Origin of the sequence: Staphylococcus massiliensis CCUG 55927, assembly GCF_000298075.1 — a bacterium.
In the GTDB taxonomy this organism is placed as follows: domain Bacteria; phylum Bacillota; class Bacilli; order Staphylococcales; family Staphylococcaceae; genus Staphylococcus; species Staphylococcus massiliensis.
Map to the genome: position 1 here is coordinate 1,420,894 of NZ_JH815593.1, position 18,892 is coordinate 1,439,785.

Consider the following 18,892-nt stretch of genomic DNA (forward strand, 5'->3'; position numbering starts at 1 on the left):
ACTACTCCACCTCACTATCTTTTTGATAGTGTTTCATGAACAATGTTTCAAGTGATGGTGGTGCAATTTGAATATCTTGAATGTGATGTTGGTTAATACGTTGTAAGATAGCTTGCGTATGTTGATGACCAACTTGGAATGTATAACGCGAGCCATCTCGTTCAAATTGGTGGACACCCGCTTCATCCTTTAAATACGTTAAGTCATCTTGTGACTCCACCGTATAAAGATGATATGTCAGATGTCGCATGTCATTTAAGGTACCCGTTTCAATAACAGTACCATCTTTAATAATTGAGATACGATCGCATAAATGTTCGACTTCACTTAAGATGTGACTGGACAAGAGCACACATTTATTGGCATGTTTAAGCTCTAAGACACATTCCTGGAATTCATGTTCCATAAGCGGGTCTAAGCCAGAAGTTGGTTCATCAAAGATATATAACATTGCGTCGATACTTAACGCACTGATGATACCAATTTTCTGTAAGTTCCCTTTTGAATAGTTCTTACATTTTTTCTTAGGATCGAAGTGGAAACGTTCCATTAAAGCTTCTTTACGACCTGGTATTTCATTACCATTGAGTCGAATTAAGAAATCAATCATTTCGCCACCTGTAAAGTTCGGCCACACATTGACGTCACCCGGAATGTACGAAATTCGTGACATATCTTCAGAGGTTAACTGTTTCATAGGTTTATCAAATATTGATACATCGCCTGAGGTTTGATGGATAATGCCTAGAATAATCTTAATCGTAGTCGACTTCCCAGCACCATTAGGTCCGATGAATCCAAGGATTTCACCTTCGTTAACGTCGAGGTTCACGTCTTTAAGCGCACTGAACTTTCCAAATTTCTTCGTAATTGATGATAATTGTAAAACGCTCATCCTATCCCTCCTATCTCTAACTTGACTACATTATAGCAGAGCGGAATAAGATATTGTTAAATATACTTTATTTTATTAACTAATTAATTTTCTACATTTAAATTTTTATTAGATTTCTTTTTTAAAAGCCCTATATTTGAATCATTTGTATCGCGTCTATCATTTCTTTTTTAATGTCTGGTGTACGCCATTCTCTTGGATAACCTAAACAAGGACATATGTAGGTACGTGCAGGTGATTGAAGTCTTTTCCTGAAGTGGACATGACCCATAACGCTATACGGGATGTTGTAAGTATCGTAGAGGTCGTCGATGTCAGTCGTACCTAAGAAGGCGTTGAAATAATCGAAGATACGATGTGGTAGTGGTACGACAAAGTCAGGATGGGTCACCATATGTGTGATTAAGATGACTTTACGATCACCGACGCGCTTGATATCTCGCTCAATGTCTTTCGCGAATTGACGCGAGACTTCGATATCTGACTCATGCCAATCGATATGCTTCTTATCTTGCCAAGTCGCGCCTAAAAATTTCTTTCGAGAAAGACGGTCTAAATCAAATTGGTCGCTCGCAAAGGCGTAGTTATACCAACCACAATGACCGACTATCGCCCACTCGTCATTGATAATGAAAGGCTCCGTCGATTAGGCATTTCGGCTTAGATTTAAAGTAATTTAAGATGGACGTCGTATCTGGTGCCTCAGCATCCATATCCCAAAGATCGTGGTTCCCAGGAACTAAGAGCGTTTGAACGGCCGTTTGATATTGAACGCGTTGCACGAATTCATATGAGTAGGCATGATGGTTGGATATGTCTCCCGCAATAATAAATAAGTCGATTTCAGAGTGTTTAATGATATCGACAAGCATCGCCTCATATTCGCTTGGTGTCACATCTTTATTGCGATCGATATGTAAATCTGAAATAACTCCGATATTCATAGAAACAGCCTTTCTCATTTTATTTCACGAACGATTTATCACTTATTTAAATGAATTGCACAAAATTACATAATGAAACATACATCTATAATTGTAATAAGCACGATAATTCTATTATAAGACTTACAACGGCTTAATGGGTGTAACGATATTTCGACGATTTCACGTATTGGTTTATTGCAATAGAAAAAGCCCTACAAAGTATATGCGTTTTACATAGACTTTATAAGACTTTAAAGACATTAGTTTTTCTTATTTTGAAACTTCTTTAATGTTAATTTTCTTTTGACCAACGCTATCGCCATAGTTTTCGATGTCTTGAGCTTTTAATAAGATTGGTCCTTCAATATCTTCAAGTTTGTAAACTGCTACACCTTTAGCAGTACCACCTTTTTTGATATTGTTTGATTCATTTTTAGTGTATTTATTGTATTTCTCTTCAGTTTCAGTGTCGAAGTGAGATATATCTAAGCGGTTTTCAACATCTTTCTGATCTTCTACAACTTCAAACGCTCTCATGAAAGCCGTCATCGGTGATAATTCATCTTCAGCATCTTTATTCGTTACAGAATAGAAGATTGCGACTTGTTCACCGTCGTACTCGCTTTCAGTTAATTTAACTTCTTCAATTTTTAAGTCAAATTCTTCACTCTTAAATTGATTATTTTTAAAAGTCACGTCAGATTTTTCTTTGTCATCGTCTTTTTTAGCTGTGATAGAATCGTCATCGTCTTCAGATTTTGAATCGTCTTTAGCGTCATCTTTTGAATCATCAGAGTTTGTTTCTTCTTTGTTGTTAGACGTATCATCTGTTTTAGCTTCTTCTTTAGTTTCCTCTGTAGAATCGTCTTTTGACTCTCCTGAATTGCCACATGCACCTAATACTAAGAAAGCTGATGCACATAAGAATAATAATTTTTTCATATTCGTACCTCTTCCCTGGTTAGTAATTTAGATAAAATATGTAAAATATAATATCAATTTAGATATCACTAAACTTAATTTATCAATTTACGATTACAAAAGCAACATAATTTTACTACTTACTTTAATTTATTTTTAAAATGGAAGTACTTATAAATATAATTGATTTATTTTTCTCAATAAAAAAGAACGCGTGCATCGACGCGTTCAGGAATAGTTGCTTATTCAGCTTTTTAGTAAGGCTGCAGCAAGTGCGAAGTTGCCATATGTCGCAGATTTATTATCCTGATATGCAGGCATTTTAATGTAGCGCTTTAAATCTTCAACTTGTAAGTAGTCTTGCATCATGTCCTTAAATTGAGATCTCACCTTTTCTAAAAAGGCCTCACTTACGACGCCACCGCCGAATACAATCGCATTAGGACGTAAGATTAACGTTTGTTGCATCACAATTTGCGCTACATAATAAGCTAAGATATCCCACACTGGATGACTGATAGGAACGTCCTTTCCTGATTGATTTAAACGTGCTTCAAAGGTAGGACCTGAAACAAGACCTTCTAAACAGTCATTATGATACGGACAAATACCTTTGAAATCAGTGTCTTTCGGATGACGCTTTACATGAACGTGCCCCATCTCAGGATGACCAGCGCCGCCTAATATATGACCATTGACAACTGCGCCGCCACCGACGCCTGTACCAATTGTATAGTAGACAAGACTATTAATTTGACGACCTTGTGATAACTCATGTTGATATTCACCATATGCCGAACCGTTCACATCCGTTGTGAAGTACATTGGAATATCCATGTCGGCTTTAAGTCGGCCTAACAAATCGGTATGCTGCCACTTGAGTTTAGGTGTTGATGTAATGTAACCATATTTAGGATGGGTTGTGTTGATTTCGATAGGTCCAAATGAAGCAACACTTAGGGCCTTTACATCAGGATATTGTTTAAAAAATGAAGTGACTTGCGCGAGGGTTTCATCTGGTGTCGTCGTTGGTATCACGATTTCTTCAATAATGTTGAGGTCCGAATCACCGACAGCACATACGAATTTAGTACCACCAGCCTCAATACTTCCAAGTTGTACCATTGTCATTCTCCTTTTCATTCATTTATATATGCGATAGTTTAAAGCGATAACATGTTTCTTTAACTTTAGTTGTACCTATTGTATCACTGTGTTCATGGTGCCATATACCACCCATGTTTTCATAGAATTGCGTTGTTGGGTTTTCTGACAGCACATAAATGATAACTTCTTGGTAACCATCTTCAATGAAGCAATTGAATAATTGCTTTAATAAAGCACGTCCGTACCCCTTGTCTTGAGAAGATGGTAAAACGTAAAACGCGTATACCTCTGCGATATGAGTTTGTTGCGGATTATCTCGGTTTATACCACCATTGATAAATCCTACGACGTTATCGTTGTTATCAGTAGCAACGTAAACATGTGACTTCGGAATAACCTGCTCCCATAAGCTTTCTTTATCCTTTGTAGACATTGCATCTAGGTACGATTGATCGATAAGACCACAGTAGGTATCCTTCCAAGTTTCGACGTGAATACGAGCTATATTAGATACATCATTGAGTGTAGCTTGTCTAATCATAATAAACACTCCCTATATATAATTTTATTAAAATTATTTTAAAATTACGAAAATCTAAACTTGAAACATATAAAATATGATAGAGTTGTAACATACTCATTAATTTGGAGGTATACATATGGAACAACAATATCAACATCAAAATCAGTACCAACAAAACCGCCCTACTAGCCGAGTAGCTGAAATGGTTCTTGGCATTTTAGGTAGTATCTTTGGTATTATCGGCGGCATCATTGCAATAATGATTGGTAGCTTATCAGAGGGGTTAGAAACTGGATCAGGTGGTACTGTCCTAGGTTTAGGTGTCGCAGTTATTATTACATGTATCATTACATTAATCTTAAGTTGTATCATCAATAAGAAACGCGTACTTATTGGTATCCTACTTATCGTTGGCGGTATCCTAAACGTTGTTTTAATTAGTGTATTCGGTATTTTATCAGGTATTTTAATTTTAGTAGCCGGTATCATTACACTAATCCGCAAATAAATACTTACTTAAATGGAACATGAGTGACGCTTTGAAGGCGCACCGTGTTCCATATTTTTATTCATATTTAAAGCTATCACTGGTATAATAATGTTAATTTACACCAAAGGAGTCAACATCATGATTAAATTAAACGATAGCATCGAATCAACCCAGTTTTCATATAGAGGCACATTTTGGCTTACAATCCTTTATGCCTTCTTAATTTTCTTCATTATAACACCCGAACTCTTTAACTGGTTGCACCACTTACCTTCTTTCTTTTTAGACGAAGAAGCTTTCGAATCATTACTAACGCTACTATATGATAGCGGCTATGGCATGCCTCTAGATATGCTTATCTTCTTTATTATAACGATTCTACTACTCTTATTCACAAATAAATTCATTGAACAACGTACACTTCACTCTATTGGCATCTATAAAAAAGGATTTCTCAAATTCTACATTTTAGGCGCTTTATTCGGTACGTGCCTAATTCTAACGATATTCGCTGTTATTTTCGTTGGAAAAGGCTATGAAGTTTCATTTAACGACAACTTCAAAGTAAATGTCATTCTAGCATTCTTGGTAGCTTATATATTCCAAAGCTTCGCTGAAGAATTATTATTTAGAGGGTTTATTATGAACGCGATAGCTGGTCAAAAAGGGGTTACGCTTGGAATCATTATAAACTCGATTTTATTTGTAGCATTCCATCTTCAAAATCCAGGCTTGGACATCTTGCCTATAATTAATCTATTTATCTTCGGTATTATTTTCTCTCTATTATTCTACATGACGAATAGCATATGGTTTGTGCCAGGCGTCCATTGTTTATGGAATTTTATGTTAGGACCAATCCTTGGTATTCAAGTTAGTGGAATTCCGATTGAAGAATCATTATTGCTAACTGTGACTGATCAGACTAACGCCATCTTTAATGGTGCTAATTTTGGATTAGAGGGTAGTATTGTAACTACTGGCGTCGGATTAATCGTCGTTATTGTCATTATCATCGTTATGGCAATCAAACGACGCTTTGTTAAACATACTTTTTAATAGGTCCGGCAGTCTTACGTAAGACAAACTTCAGACTGCCCGCTTGTAGTTGGTTTAAAATCTTAAAATAAATATTTTATTAAAATGGCTTTTCATTTAAGAAAAATAGGTATATAATTATAAATCGTAAACATTACTATTTAAGGAGTGGCAAATTTGAAGAGATCATTTATTAGTATCATTGGTGTTATCGCATTAGCGCTCTTACTCGTAGCTTGCGGCAATTCAAACTCTAATGATAAAAAGAAAGATAAGCTAAATGTAAAGACGACGATTTATCCTTTAACGAGCCTCGTTGAGCAAATCGGTGGCGAGCATGTAGAAGTAGAATCTGTATACCCTGAAGGTGCGGATTTACATACGTACGACCCATCTCAAAAAGACATCTTAGACGTAAATAAATCAGATTTATTTGTGTATACAGGCGACACATTAGACCCTGTTGCGAAAAAAATTGCTAAATCGATTAAAGAAGAAGATAAAAAACTTTCTATTGAAAAAGGACTATCTAAAGATATGTTAATGGAAGGACATCACCATCATCATGGTGAAGAAGGTCACGACCATGGACACCACGAAGACGCACTTAAAGAAGACGAGCACGAGCATGGCGAAGAAGGTCATAAGGAAGAAGAACATGAACATGGTCATGACGAAGGTCATCACGGCCACAGCCATGGTCAATATGACCCACACATTTGGTTAGATCCTGTAATCGCGCAATCTATGGCAAAAGAAGTTAAAGATGAATTAGTTAAGAAAGACCCAGACAATAAAGCTGACTATGAGAAAAACTTTAAGAAAGTCGACAAAGATTTAAAAGCTTTAGATGAAGACTTAAAAGCTAAGACAAAGGATCATAAAGGTGAAACAGTATTCATTTCTCACGATTCAATTGGTTACTTAGCTAAACGTTACGGCTTTAAGCAACAAGGTATTCAAAGTATGAATAAAGAAGACCCTACTCAAAAAGACTTAGTGAAAATCGTTAAAGAAATTAATGATTCAGATGCGAAATATGTGTTATATGAAGAAAATATTTCTACGAAGATTACGGATGTCATTCGTAAAGATACCGACGCTAAGCCACTTAAGTTTAACAACATGGAAGCAATCACTAAGAAGCAAAGTAAAGACCAAACATATCAGTCATTTATGAAAGAAAACGTTAAGAATTTAAGTAAGGCATTAGAAAACAAATAATCGAATAATCACATAATTTTAGCCCGTTCCTCTTTCAAGGACGGGCTATTTTTTATCTTCTAACTCATACAACGCGTTTTCTTTGCCGGGGCCCCGCCCTCTGAGTCAGCTGTTTTGAGGATTGTATGAAATAAAGCTTAACTGCTTTATTTCATTGGTTTAGTCCTAAGCTCTTTTTTACATTAATAAACTTTATATGTTTGACCAGTCTGCTTTCCTTCAACACTTTTAACATATGCATTTGCAACTTCTGATACTTTTCTTGGATTGAATCCTTTGAAAAAGTCACCATATTTATCTAATGCTTCTTCAACTACATTAGGACTCACATTATTAATCCTTAAACCATTTTGCAACTCTATAGCTGCCGAAGTAACAAACCCCGCTATGCCACCATTAGCCATAGCAGCAGAACTTCCTAATTCAATAGGATCATCCATCATGATTCCTGAAGTTAAAGTAAAACTACCGTTATGATTAAGGTAATGCTGCCCAATTAGCACAAGATTGATTTGCCCTAATAACTTACTATTAATAGCAACTTGGTTATCTTCTACCGTCATTTCTTTTAAAGATTGAAATGTAGCAGCACCAGTTGCACTTACTACCGCATCAATGTTTTTGATGTCGTTATACATTTGTTTTATATCATTAACTTTAGTTATATCGATTTGATAATCACCTGATGATAAACCTACTTCGATAACATCATGATTGAGTTCTTTTAATTTCTGTGACACTTCTTTTCCAATTGTACCTGATGCTCCAATTACAACAACTTTCATATAAATACCCCCTGTTAATCTATATGAAGTGTTTCATATATCTTAAATGTATACTGATATTTTGCTCATAATTTTAGCCCGTTCCTCTTTCAAGGACGGGCTATTTTTTATCTTCTAACTCATACAACGCGTTTTCTTTGTTGGGCTTTTCCTCAATATAAGGCTTTGGATCAAAGGCATACTTATTACCAACGCCGCCTTTCATTCTTTGGAAGTGTAAATGCGGTCCTGTCGTTTGTCTACCTGAATTCCCAGACAAAGCGATGATGTCACCTTTCTTAACGTGGTCACCTGTCTGAACTTTAATCTTATCGAGATGCATGTACCACTCGTGATACGTACCGTTTGCCTCACTAATCTGAAGCACGTTCCCACCTAGTTTGTCTTTAAACACACGCGTTACCGTTCCATCTTCAACTGCTTTAACTTTAGTACCAATCGGCAAATCATAATCTATGCCATAATGTTTATCCTTGCCATCAAATTTCAGACCGTATGCATAGGTACCAAACCCATGAGTTTTACGACTACTATCAAATATCTTCGGCATATTCTCTTGATATTTACCATTAAAGATTGCCTTCTTAATTTGATTGAAATTTAGCGTAATGATCGCAATCGTTATAAAGACCATGATTAAAGGTATAAATACTTTTAAGAAATCCTTCAATTTAAACGCCCTTTCACGCTAGCTTTAACCTATTCTTAAATACACGCCTATTTAGTGTAAGTTTATGCTTTACGCAATTATTCTTCAAACTTTTCACATTTTATATACAAAAAGAGCTAAACTTTATCGTTTAGCTCTCGTTAAATATAACATTAAATTCTATTCAATGGCTGACTTTAGTGTGATTTTAAAGTGAACGCCTCTTTCGGTCTCAATATTTTCAAAGTGCCCGTCATGAAATTTTACGGCATCTAAAATGACTGAAAACCCTAATCCATGATTCTCATGGTTCACTTTAGTCGTCTTATTTTCTGTAGAAGCAAGTTCGAAATCTTTTATTCCTTTTCCATCATCATAATAATGTAACTGAATGCCATGTTCCATTTCGAAAAGCTCTATTTTGATATACGGATGTTTAATATTATGTTCAATACTATTTTCGATGAGGTTCATTAGCATACGCTCAATATAGAGTTGGTTACCGTAGAAATGCATATCAGACGTATGATTGACCACTTCGATTTGATCGTACTGAATGGTAGTCGTGATACGATTAATCGTTTCTTCAATCGAAAACTTCTCCTTATGTTTTGCCATCTGACTTGTTTCAGATTTAAAGTTTTCATTTAGACTCTCGATTAAACCATTCATGTATTCAGCTTTTTTAATAATCAGGTCATTGTATTGGGGCAGCATTTCTGGTTTAACCGTTAATATTTTTGCGTAGCCATATATAGATGTAAGCGGTGATTTTAAATCATGAGACATTTGTCCTAACCACTTTTGCTTATAATAGTTAATCTGGCTACGGTACATACTATCTTGAACAAGCTTTTGATTTAGCTCAGTAATTGAATAATCGAGTTCGCGATATAACTTCTTAGAGCGACGTGATATCGTCTTATTCCCAGGTTTATAAAGCTTACCTTCTGACAAGTTCTCAATCCAAGCAAGGTAGTATTTTAACGGTTTCGACAGTTTAAGTGAGATTAAAAATGCGATTAAACTTGCCAAAAGTATATTAATAACTAGGGCTCCAACGAGAGTTAAAATCATTATCTTATATGCTTTCATTTCGTTTGGTTTATTTGAAGATATAGGGCCAGTTGAATTATCTTTAAATTCGAAAGGAGTATAAAGCTCATTAGAATGAAACTTAATTTTATTATTTTCTAAATATATTTTTTCAGGATTATAGCTACGTATATATAAGCTTTTAATGATACGTGTCGTATCAAGTTCTCTTAAGTTTTTAACTTTAACTGGTTTCGCCTTTTTACTTATAATGACACCATTCACATTCTTCTTCCATGGCATGATTCGAGTTGAATGATAACGTGTCGCAATTCTCTCCTTAAGTTGTCTTCCTTTTTTGGGATATAGCTCCTTACCTTTATCATTGATAAGATAAAACTCAAGATTCTCTTCCCTTAGATTATCTTTAAAATCTTTAGAAATTTGATAAGCACCATCTTTTTTATCTACATTAAACTCAAAGTACATTTCATCTATAATCTCAATATTGTCGCTTTGACTATAGACAATTTGGAAAAGCAAAATAAAAAATACGACTACTGAAAGTATAACTGTAGTAATGAAAAAAAGCGCCAAATACTTAATGAACGTCCATGTGAGTCGTTTATTCATTATGACAAGCTCCTATAAATATAGCCCTTACCTCTTACAGTTTGAATAAGTTCAGGCGTTCTTGGATTTTGTTCTACCTTTTTCCTTAATGTACGAATATGTACCATAAGTGTATTGTCATCGAGGGCCGTATGGTACCCCCAAACATGTTCATACAGTTGTTCTTTAGACAGAATTTGATTCTGATTTACAATAAAATAATGTAACAACTCGTACTCACGATATGTTAAATAAACCTTCTCCTCATTGTTATAAACTTCAGTCGTATCTAAATTAACCGTTAAATGTTGGTTACGATGTAAGGTCTTCTTTTTAATATGTGCTTTAACACGGTAGGACAACTCCAAAGGATCAAAAGGCTTTTTCACATAATCAATCGCACCATGTTCGAACCCTTTATAAACGTCGAGTTCTGTGTCCTTAGCGGACACAACGATTATTTTAGTTTCGGTTGATTTAATATATTTAATTAATTCGTAACCACTTTCAGATTTCAAATTAATATCTAATAAAATCACATCATAATAGTAAGTTTCAAGCATCTCTTTACCACTTGAAATATCGTCGGCAGTATGAACTTCTCCAATTTCTTTAGAAGTTAAAGCTATTTTAATTAATTCCTGAATATCTAAATCATCTTCAATAATTAATACTTTAGAATTCATCATGTCACCTCAATATTAATTCTACATATAAATATAGATAATTGATATTGGAGAATGTAGATTTAAGATAGTTTTAAGATAGATATAAATACGAATTAAATGCGTTATAATAAAGTATCCTATGAGGTGATATAAATGAAACGAACTGAATTAAATATCGTCATTTGGAATTTAATTATGTAAAAGAAGCTAGGAAGATTCCTAGCTTCTTCTGTATTTCTATTAACCTTGATAAAAGCTATCTTCATGCTCGTGATCAAGTACATCTTGGTCTGCTTGATAACCATTTAGTCTTGAGTTAAGGATGTTTGAAGCAAGTAAATAATATTGATGGTCTGTGATGATACCGACATTTTTCTGGTCTCTTAAAACATGCAGGTTATAAACGACATCTAAACGGCGTTGAGGCGGATCAAATGCTTTACGCTCACTTTCATTTAAATTAATCTTGTATTCGTTCTGGCCGGGTTGGACCTTTCCAATGGTTTGAAAAACCCAATCGTCCTTACCTAAAGGCATCGTACCTTCTTTAACGCGACCGTTCTTGTACACTTTATACATACGATCTTTGCCAGCACCATACTTATAAACTGTTCTTAACTTATAATAGTGACCTTTCTCTTCAATGCTTAGATAACGGTAATCGTCTTTAAGATTTTGGCCAGTAGTTTGCTTAACCGCTTGTTCTGCAGTGTCAACGACTTGAACGTCATCTACTTTTTCAGCTGCACTTGCATCTGTGTTGACGCCTAATACTAAGGCACTCCCTAGGATAACTGAAGAAATAGAATACTTAGCTACTTTTTTCATAATCATTACCCCTTTTAATTTACTTTTCACAATGCAACGGTTCCAAATTTAATAACAAGAGATTATGCGATTGACAAAGATGCGTATAACTCCCCTAACTCTTTTCTCAGCAAAAGTAACAAAAACATTTCCAAAATGTTACAAAGAGATTACAACTCAATTGTAACAAATATCACTAATAATGCAAAAATATTTATTTAAATAAATTATTTATACTTTAAAGCGTAAAAAAACACAGTGCCGTAAAGACACTGTGCACTTATATCGTATTAATGATCGCGTTGATAAGCTTGATATTCCTGCATACGCTTTTTATTAGGTTTTATCGTGAGGCCAAGGAATTTACGTTCCTCGTTCGCATCCTTGTAAAAGGCTATCGCCATAAAAATGATGACAATACTAAATGGTAGTGCTGAGATGATGGCTGCAGATTGTAGCGCTGCGAGTCCTGTCTCACCACCAGCAAGTAATAATACATATGCGATTGCAGAAAGCATCACACCCCATACAATTTTAACGAATCCTGAAGGTGTTAAACGACCGAATGACGTCTGCATACCAAGTACGAAAGTAGCTGAGTCAGCAGATGTGATAAAGAATGATGCGATTAATAATAGCGCGACCATTGATAATAAGAAACCTATCGGTAATTCATTAAAGATACCAAATAGCTGCGTTTCAGGCTTCATTTTTAAAATCTTTTCATGACTTTGACCTACTTTGAGACCTGTCATACCGAAGACGCTAAACCAAATAATACTGATTACAGTTGGTACGAGTAAGACTGCTGAAATGAATTCGCGGATTGAGCGCCCTTTTGAAATACGGGCGATAAAGATACCCACGAATGGACTCCAACTTAGCCACCAACCCCAATAATAGATTGTCCAAGTTTGTAACCATTTGTGCTTTTGCTCATTTAAAGGTGCAACATCAAAACTATTGAAAATCAGTGAGTTGAGATAGTTACCTGCAGAACTAGTCATCATATTAAGAATGAAGATTGTAGGGCCTAGAATAAGTAAAGCTAGGCAAAGAATGCCTGCTAGCCCCATATTCAAGTTACTTAAGTATTGAATACCTTTACTTAAACCACTCCAAGCACTATATAAGAACAATACAGTTACTACTAAGATAATGATACCTTGAACGGCTTTATTATTCGGTACGTCAAATAGATAATTTAGACCACCGTTAATTTGCATCGCACCTACTCCTAGCGAAACCGCGACACCGATGATCGTCGCAAATACAGCGAGTACGTCGACGATGATGCCTGGAATTCCGTCTACGTGTTTGCCTAGAACTGGGCGTAATGTTTTAGATATTAAGCCTACTTCGCCTTTTCTAAATTGAGAATAAGCTAGAGATAACGCAACGATGCCATAAACTGCCCATGGATGGAAGCCGTAATGAAATAGCGTCGCTCTTAAGCTATCTTTAAGTGCTTCTTTAGTTTCAGGGTCGGCAGTCGACGGAGATAAGTAATGTGAAATCGGTTCTGATGAGCCGTAGAACACTAAACCGATACCCATACCGGCACTAAATAACATTGCTAGCCATGACACTGTTCTAAATTCTGGCTTATCATCAGGTTTACCTAATTTCAGCTTTCCGATTGGACTGAAAATCAGAAAGATGCATAAAAATAAAATACCTGTAAAAACAAGCATGTAATACCAACCGAATGTTTCTGTAATCCAAGCACCGATATCGCCTGAAACTTGTCCAAATTGATCAGGGAAAATGGCACCTAAAAGTACAAGTATACCTACGATAGAAGAGGCATACGTAAAAACATTGGAAAACGATTTTTCTTTATTAGCCATGTGTTCGATCCTTTCTAAAATGTTTTTAGACCGCTACACATACTATCACAGTAGCTAAATAAGTCAACGAACACTAAAATTAATATTTAATTATAAAAATTTTAATTAGATTTAGCTACGAAAAGTTTCGGTTGTTATATTTCTCAACTAAGTTATTTAGTAACTCTCTTCGTCATACTCAGCTTCATTTTCTTCCATTCTATCTTGTCTTATTTGCTCTCGTTCCTCAGAAGTCGCATTACTCCATTCAATTTGACCGTTTACCCACGCTTCATGAGCAGCCTGTTCTTCTGGAGTGCGATGGTTCTCCGAATTATTTTCTTCATGCATGTCGTAGATAGATTTTTCTTCACCGTTTTCAACTCTTAAGGAGCTTTCATAAGCTTTTATAGCTGGTCCTTCCATAACATTACCTTGAGGTATTACTCCATTAGCTACCGCGGAGTTATACGCGTGGATTTTTTCAATCTCACTATAGTTACCACTATTAAGTACACTAACTAATGTATTTCGATCAGTTATGTTATTCACATTAACTTGAATACTTGTGTTTTGATTATTGGTATTTGTTGTTTGATTATTAATATTCTCATTTACTTCAGTACTTTTAGCTTCTTGAGTTTTTGCTTCATTTTCATCCTGAGTCTCCTTCTTTTTCTTATCCTTAGTTTCCTTTTGATCCTTTTTCTTTTTTTCCTCACTTGTCTTCTTTTCATCGTCTTTTTTATCTTCATGACCACATGATGTTAAGACAATTAAACTAGCTAGACTTAAGACTATTAACCTTTTCACTTATAGAACCCCTCTTTCACTTCTAAATATAAATCATGACAAGTTTTCATTAATTCATATTTTATAATAATTTGTAACACTTAAAATATTATAAATCATAAAGTCTTAAAATAGTATAACTTTCTAACAAAACAAAAACCGTTAGTCCTACTAACGGTTTGATTTATAGCTTCTATTTTACTTTCTGCAATTTACCATTTGCGTATTTAACTTTCTCGCCGTTTTGAACCATATCGTACTCTTTCTTTGTCACGACTAAGAGGTGCTCTTTGCCTTTTTTATCTTTAATCTCCACGGTATAGAGTTTTTCTTTGGGCTTTTTATGACGGAGTAATAGTGCTCTTTGTTGATCAAGGTTATGGTGACCAGACAATAACATCCAGTACATTAATGAATTGTTGTAAAACATTGTTGACTGACGTTGCTTCATTAGCGATGATCTGAAATCGTACATAAAAGGCGGTGGTGCCATTGAACTACCAGATGAATGATGGCGTTTCTTCATACCAGATTTTAAGCTTGATTGTCGTGATGCTAGACTTGCTTGTCTACTCGCTTGGCGACTGGCTTGGACGCTTGTGCGAACGGAACGTGCACTCGAACTTGCTGAACTTCGTGCACCGCCAGAACTACTAGATGCACTACTACTGCTGCTTGAACTTGAACCGCCTGATGATCCACCTTTCGCATCAACATAAGGCGTTAATGTGCCTAATATCAAGAGCGAACTTAAGCAACTATATAATAATTTTTTCTTCATTATTTATCTTTCACTTCGCTTTTACCCGTCACTTCACCTTCGATTTCATTGCCTGAATATGTCATGTAAGGTGTGCGATAGACGTGGTATTTCTTACCATCTTTAACCACATATGGTTTCGCATTTTCGTCTTTTAGGATATGTTCATATAATTTCTTGCTTGATGTAGTAAAATGTTTAACTTTGCCGTCTTTTTTATAACCGATTTCAACGCGTAACTCGTCTTTATCTCCATTAGATAATTGCTCGAAGTAAACTAAGTCATATTTAGATTTTTTAACCGCTTCTTTATCAGGTTCTTTCTCTTCACTTGCTGAACAAGCACCTAATAATAACGTACTTGCCAAGGTTAACGTAATAAGTTTCTTCATATGTAAGTGCCTCCTAAGAAATTATATTTTTAATATATCATATATATTTAAAGACGCACATTTACATTATAAATTAGTTCTCGTGATATAAATTTATTTATTAATTTATTTAAAAGCTCTAATAAGGTTGTTTATGCAATTTAAAGCGTTAAGATTAATAATAAGTATAACTTTTTGGCTTTTAAAAAAGAAGAATAAAGGGGGATTGTGATGCAACGAGACGTCAATTACGTTAATTCTGCATCAGCAAAACGAAAAGTTATCGTAACTTCTATGGGGAATGCACTCGAATGGTTTGACTTCGCGCTCTACGCGCAATTAGCCGTCTACATAAGTGCAAACTTCTTCCCAAACACAGGTGGGAGTGAAAATTTACTTTATACATTCGGAACGTTTGCGCTCGCGTTTTTAGTCAGACCAATTGGCGCAATCGTCTTTGGTGCAATCGGTGATAAATTCGGGCGTAAAATTGTGCTAACCACCACAATCTCAATCATGGCATTATCGACCTTACTACTTGGAGTATTACCGACCTACCATCAAATCGGTATCTTCGCTCCTATCTTACTACTCTTAGTTAGGATGGCACAGTCCTTTTCAACGGGTGGCGAATACAGTGGCGCGATGACGTATATTGTTGAGAGTTCGCCTGATAAGAAACGTGGACGTCTAGCCAGTGGTCTTGAAATGGGAACGATGGTTGGTAATGCGTTCGCAGCGATTCTAGTTGCTATTCTGTCATTCAACTTATCGACAGAACAGATGGAGGCCTTTGGTTGGCGCATACCATTTATCTTGGCGGCACCGTTTGGCTTAATGGTCTTCTATCTAAGAACGAAGCTCGATGAAACACCAACGTTTAAACATCATGTTGATCAGAAGACGCAAAGCTTATTCAAGGCGTTGAAGAATTATAAGAAAGAAGCGTTTGTCATGTTAATAGCCGTGGCAGTTCTGAACGTCAACAATTACATGTTCCTAACTTATCTGCCTTCATTCCTGAAGAATGACTTATCCATGTCAGATCAATCTTCAACGATTATTAATGCGATTTCGTTATTATTAATTATTCCATTTATATTTATCTTTGGTTATTTAAGTGATAAATATAATAATAAACGCTTACTTGTAATAGGCTTTATATTGTACATTTTATTAGCGATTCCGACCGTATTTGTACTCAATATGGGTAATGTGGTTAGCGTATTTATCGCAGTTATGGTGTATGCGATCATGCTGTCCATCTTCGTAGGTATAATGCCGTCTACACTACCTGCAATTACACACACGAACGTGCGTATGAAATTTCTTTCTATTATATATAATGTCGCGACGGCTATATTTGGGGGCGCAACACCGTTTATCCTGACACTGTTAGGCTCCCTTGAAAATGGTAAGTATGCGCCAGCGATATTCCTTATTATCACAAACGTTATCGGACTCGTGGTATTCATATTTATGTTTAAACCAACTTCAAATAAACCTTTAAAAGGTTCAAAGCCAAATGTCGAAAAGACATAAAAAATAAGGATGAAACCATGCGGGATAACCGCTTGCATTTCATCCTTTTTATGTTGGTTGCTTGGATACATGCACTGAATTAACAAGATTATGAATTACGTGTTACTTTCGAGCCTTTCTTTTAGTGACTTCATAAAGAATCCCAAATAAGATGACAAAGAAGAGTAAAATTAATGGTAAGAATGGGATGTCATCAACTAATGGCCAATTCAAATTCATCTTAAATACAAAATTAGCGATGTATTTGATACAAAGTATAACGAGCAGCGTCACACTTAATTGAAATAAGAAACCAAATAATCTAGGCATGAATTTCACTATTATCCTCCTCATTCGTGTAGAAATAGCGTTTAAAGTTTCATGAATTTTGATAATATAAATTTTAAAAATAAATTCAACAATTCTTATGTTATATAAATATGTCATGAAACTCAAATTTATTACGACACATTTGGACTAATTCTACCGTTCAAACATATTAAGTATCGCCTATAAATAATGGGAGTCTAATTAAATATACCAGCTAAAACGATTAATGATATTGCACAAATTAAAGTTAGTACGCCAAAGGTCAAGATATATTTTTGATAGCTTTTATGTTTTCGTTGACTTAATGGCCACATGATTTGGTACAGACCAAAAACGATTGTAGCGATTCCGAATACAATGAAGCCTATTCCAAGAACGAAACCTAAGATACTTAAAACCATAAAGAACGCCTCCCTTAAAATGTGTCATTCAAGGCAAGCGTAGCATTAAGTTTACGAAATTCATATTTATAGGGTTGTAAGTTTACACCGATTTGTCTCATTAGTCGCGTGTTAGCGCATTTTTCACGATTAAACAGAAATTTGTTTCACGTGTAACATTATCGCGTAATTCTCGCGACAAATACTTCCGCATCTTCTTTTACAAATATCTTTTCACCTTTATAAAAGACATTTCGACCTTCGTATTTTAAATCAGCTTTATCACATAATACTTGAAGCGTTTCCTCTGTAAAGCCGTTAGTGACTTTCGGATGCGTCACGCGTTCATTTTTATCGAAATCAACAATATATATCGCACCATCTTCCTTTAACATGTTGCGTAATTGCTTGAGTAATGTCACTTTATCCGTAACGTGTAGTAGAACGAGCGATAAAATAATGATATCAGCTTTAGGTAGCGATGCGTCACTCGTATCTTTAGTCACATCGATATGCATTGAGTCAACGTTTTTTAAATCCTCAGTTTCAATTTTCGATGTCGCGACGTCTATCATTTCCCGAGAAGCATCCATGATTGTAATATGTTTAAATAAATCGATAAGTTGAAGTGACACGAGCCCTGTGCCACCGCCATAATCTATAAGCGTTTGCTCATGGTCAGCTTCAATATGGTTTCTTAATTCTGAGGCAATGATGTTCGCGAGCGCCACACGTTCGGGTACATCGTATTTATTTGCTAAGTTTTTAAATACGTCTTCGTTGGACATTATGAATCCCCTTTACTGTTTAATCTTTTGTGCTTGTTTAAAATTTCGGATCGTTTCTTTAACCACTTCTAAGTCGCAATGAGTTGCGCTTACTTGTTCAAGCGCTTGTTGGTATTGGGCCTTTTCTTCAAGAATGGCATTAACGTGTGACTTAATGTCATCGACTGTAACGGTACTTGAGTTCAATTTCACACCTAACCCTAAGTCCTCAAGTTGTTTCGACACGAATGGTTGGTCGGCACTTTGCGGAAATGCGAGCATCGGCACGTGCGCCATTATCGCTTCATTGGTACTATTCATCCCAGCATGCGTCATAAACACATCAGCCTGCTTAAGTATAGCCTTTTGTGGCACATAATTTCTAACGATAAATTGATCACTCAGATGTTCGAAGTCGGCCACATCGTTCGTGTTACCAATGGACATGATAACCGTAACGTC

The 18,892-nt window shown here is 35.5% G+C and carries 21 protein-coding genes and 1 pseudogene; 4 read left to right on the forward strand and 18 right to left on the reverse strand.

The genetic code is table 11. From position 1 onward, the window contains the following. Position 1: 1 nt before the first annotated feature. The 5 genes and pseudogenes from A33S_RS0107030 to A33S_RS0107050 form a co-directional block, all read right to left on the reverse strand. On the reverse strand, positions 2 to 895 hold the full coding sequence (locus tag A33S_RS0107030) for an ABC transporter ATP-binding protein (RefSeq protein WP_009382195.1): 894 nt from the start codon (positions 893 to 895) through the stop codon (positions 2 to 4). A gap of 130 nt (positions 896 to 1,025) precedes the next feature. Further along, positions 1,026 to 1,839, reverse strand: a pseudogene (locus A33S_RS11695) (metallophosphoesterase). Between the two features lie 252 nt (positions 1,840 to 2,091). After that, positions 2,092 to 2,763 carry a DUF5067 domain-containing protein gene (locus tag A33S_RS0107040; RefSeq protein ID WP_009382198.1) on the reverse strand — a complete coding sequence of 224 codons (672 nt, stop codon included), beginning with the start codon at positions 2,761 to 2,763 and terminating at the stop codon, positions 2,092 to 2,094. A 225-nt stretch (positions 2,764 to 2,988) separates the two neighbouring features. Beyond that, positions 2,989 to 3,867 carry an ROK family protein gene (locus tag A33S_RS0107045; protein WP_009382199.1) on the reverse strand — a complete coding sequence of 293 codons (879 nt, stop codon included), beginning with the start codon at positions 3,865 to 3,867 and terminating at the stop codon, positions 2,989 to 2,991. Positions 3,868 to 3,889: 22 nt separating this feature from the next. Next, a complete protein-coding gene (locus tag A33S_RS0107050; RefSeq protein WP_017176672.1) occupies positions 3,890 to 4,390 on the reverse strand; it encodes a GNAT family N-acetyltransferase in 501 nt (166 codons plus the stop codon). A gap of 118 nt (positions 4,391 to 4,508) precedes the next feature. Here A33S_RS0107050 and A33S_RS0107055 point away from each other — a divergent pair, with 118 nt between their 5' ends. From A33S_RS0107055 to A33S_RS0107065, 3 genes are all read left to right on the forward strand, one after another. Then, positions 4,509 to 4,880 carry a hypothetical protein gene (locus A33S_RS0107055; RefSeq protein WP_009382201.1) on the forward strand — a complete coding sequence of 124 codons (372 nt, stop codon included), beginning with the start codon at positions 4,509 to 4,511 and terminating at the stop codon, positions 4,878 to 4,880. A gap of 120 nt (positions 4,881 to 5,000) precedes the next feature. Continuing rightward, positions 5,001 to 5,921, forward strand: coding sequence for a CPBP family intramembrane glutamic endopeptidase (locus tag A33S_RS0107060; protein ID WP_017176673.1), 921 nt, complete (start codon positions 5,001 to 5,003; stop codon positions 5,919 to 5,921). A 147-nt stretch (positions 5,922 to 6,068) separates the two neighbouring features. Next, a complete protein-coding gene (locus tag A33S_RS0107065; protein WP_338009716.1) occupies positions 6,069 to 7,124 on the forward strand; it encodes a metal ABC transporter solute-binding protein, Zn/Mn family in 1,056 nt (351 codons plus the stop codon). A gap of 182 nt (positions 7,125 to 7,306) precedes the next feature. Here the strand turns inward: A33S_RS0107065 and A33S_RS0107070 are convergent, their stop codons facing one another. From A33S_RS0107070 to A33S_RS0107110, 9 genes are all read right to left on the reverse strand, one after another. Beyond that, a complete protein-coding gene (locus A33S_RS0107070) occupies positions 7,307 to 7,909 on the reverse strand; it encodes a short chain dehydrogenase (RefSeq protein ID WP_009382206.1) in 603 nt (200 codons plus the stop codon). Positions 7,910 to 8,009: 100 nt separating this feature from the next. Further along, entirely contained in the window at positions 8,010 to 8,543 is a 534-nt protein-coding gene (locus A33S_RS0107075; RefSeq protein WP_392450421.1) for a M23 family metallopeptidase, read from the reverse strand. 195 nt (positions 8,544 to 8,738) lie between these two features. After that, entirely contained in the window at positions 8,739 to 10,226 is a 1,488-nt protein-coding gene (locus tag A33S_RS0107080; RefSeq protein ID WP_009382211.1) for a sensor histidine kinase, read from the reverse strand. Further along, complete coding sequence (locus tag A33S_RS0107085; RefSeq protein ID WP_009382214.1) at positions 10,226 to 10,891, reverse strand: response regulator transcription factor; 666 nt, start codon at positions 10,889 to 10,891, stop codon at positions 10,226 to 10,228. Before A33S_RS0107085 ends, A33S_RS0107080 begins: the two co-directional genes overlap by 1 nt. Positions 10,892 to 11,113: 222 nt before the next feature. Next, on the reverse strand, positions 11,114 to 11,701 hold the full coding sequence (locus A33S_RS0107090) for a hypothetical protein (protein ID WP_009382215.1): 588 nt from the start codon (positions 11,699 to 11,701) through the stop codon (positions 11,114 to 11,116). Positions 11,702 to 11,970: 269 nt separating this feature from the next. Then, the gene (locus A33S_RS0107095; RefSeq protein ID WP_009382216.1) at positions 11,971 to 13,530 is read right to left on the reverse strand and encodes a BCCT family transporter; all 1,560 of its coding nucleotides are present in this window, start codon (positions 13,528 to 13,530) and stop codon (positions 11,971 to 11,973) included. A 156-nt stretch (positions 13,531 to 13,686) separates the two neighbouring features. Beyond that, positions 13,687 to 14,322, reverse strand: a complete 636-nt coding sequence (locus A33S_RS0107100; RefSeq protein ID WP_009382217.1) for a hypothetical protein — start codon at positions 14,320 to 14,322, stop codon at positions 13,687 to 13,689. Between the two features lie 172 nt (positions 14,323 to 14,494). Further along, positions 14,495 to 15,082, reverse strand: coding sequence for a hypothetical protein (locus A33S_RS0107105; RefSeq protein ID WP_009382218.1), 588 nt, complete (start codon positions 15,080 to 15,082; stop codon positions 14,495 to 14,497). Then, positions 15,082 to 15,453: a hypothetical protein gene (locus tag A33S_RS0107110; protein ID WP_009382220.1), complete on the reverse strand. Its 372-nt coding sequence runs from the start codon at positions 15,451 to 15,453 to the stop codon at positions 15,082 to 15,084. Before A33S_RS0107110 ends, A33S_RS0107105 begins: the two co-directional genes overlap by 1 nt. Before the next feature lie 210 nt (positions 15,454 to 15,663). Between A33S_RS0107110 and A33S_RS0107115 the strand changes: the two genes are divergently transcribed. Continuing rightward, a complete protein-coding gene (locus tag A33S_RS0107115) occupies positions 15,664 to 16,974 on the forward strand; it encodes an MFS transporter (protein WP_009382222.1) in 1,311 nt (436 codons plus the stop codon). Positions 16,975 to 17,076: 102 nt separating this feature from the next. On the opposite strand, the gene A33S_RS0107120 is transcribed toward A33S_RS0107115, so the two are convergent. The 4 genes from A33S_RS0107120 to A33S_RS11700 form a co-directional block, all read right to left on the reverse strand. After that, positions 17,077 to 17,283: a hypothetical protein gene (locus A33S_RS0107120; RefSeq protein WP_235044491.1), complete on the reverse strand. Its 207-nt coding sequence runs from the start codon at positions 17,281 to 17,283 to the stop codon at positions 17,077 to 17,079. 197 nt (positions 17,284 to 17,480) lie between these two features. Beyond that, positions 17,481 to 17,684: a hypothetical protein gene (locus A33S_RS0107125; RefSeq protein ID WP_009382227.1), complete on the reverse strand. Its 204-nt coding sequence runs from the start codon at positions 17,682 to 17,684 to the stop codon at positions 17,481 to 17,483. Between the two features lie 158 nt (positions 17,685 to 17,842). Then, positions 17,843 to 18,451, reverse strand: coding sequence for a class I SAM-dependent methyltransferase (locus A33S_RS0107130; RefSeq protein WP_009382228.1), 609 nt, complete (start codon positions 18,449 to 18,451; stop codon positions 17,843 to 17,845). A 12-nt stretch (positions 18,452 to 18,463) separates the two neighbouring features. Then, positions 18,464 to 18,892, reverse strand: a 429-nt coding sequence (locus A33S_RS11700; RefSeq protein ID WP_274515650.1) for a nucleotide disphospho-sugar-binding domain-containing protein, incomplete at its 5' end; no start/stop codon positions are given.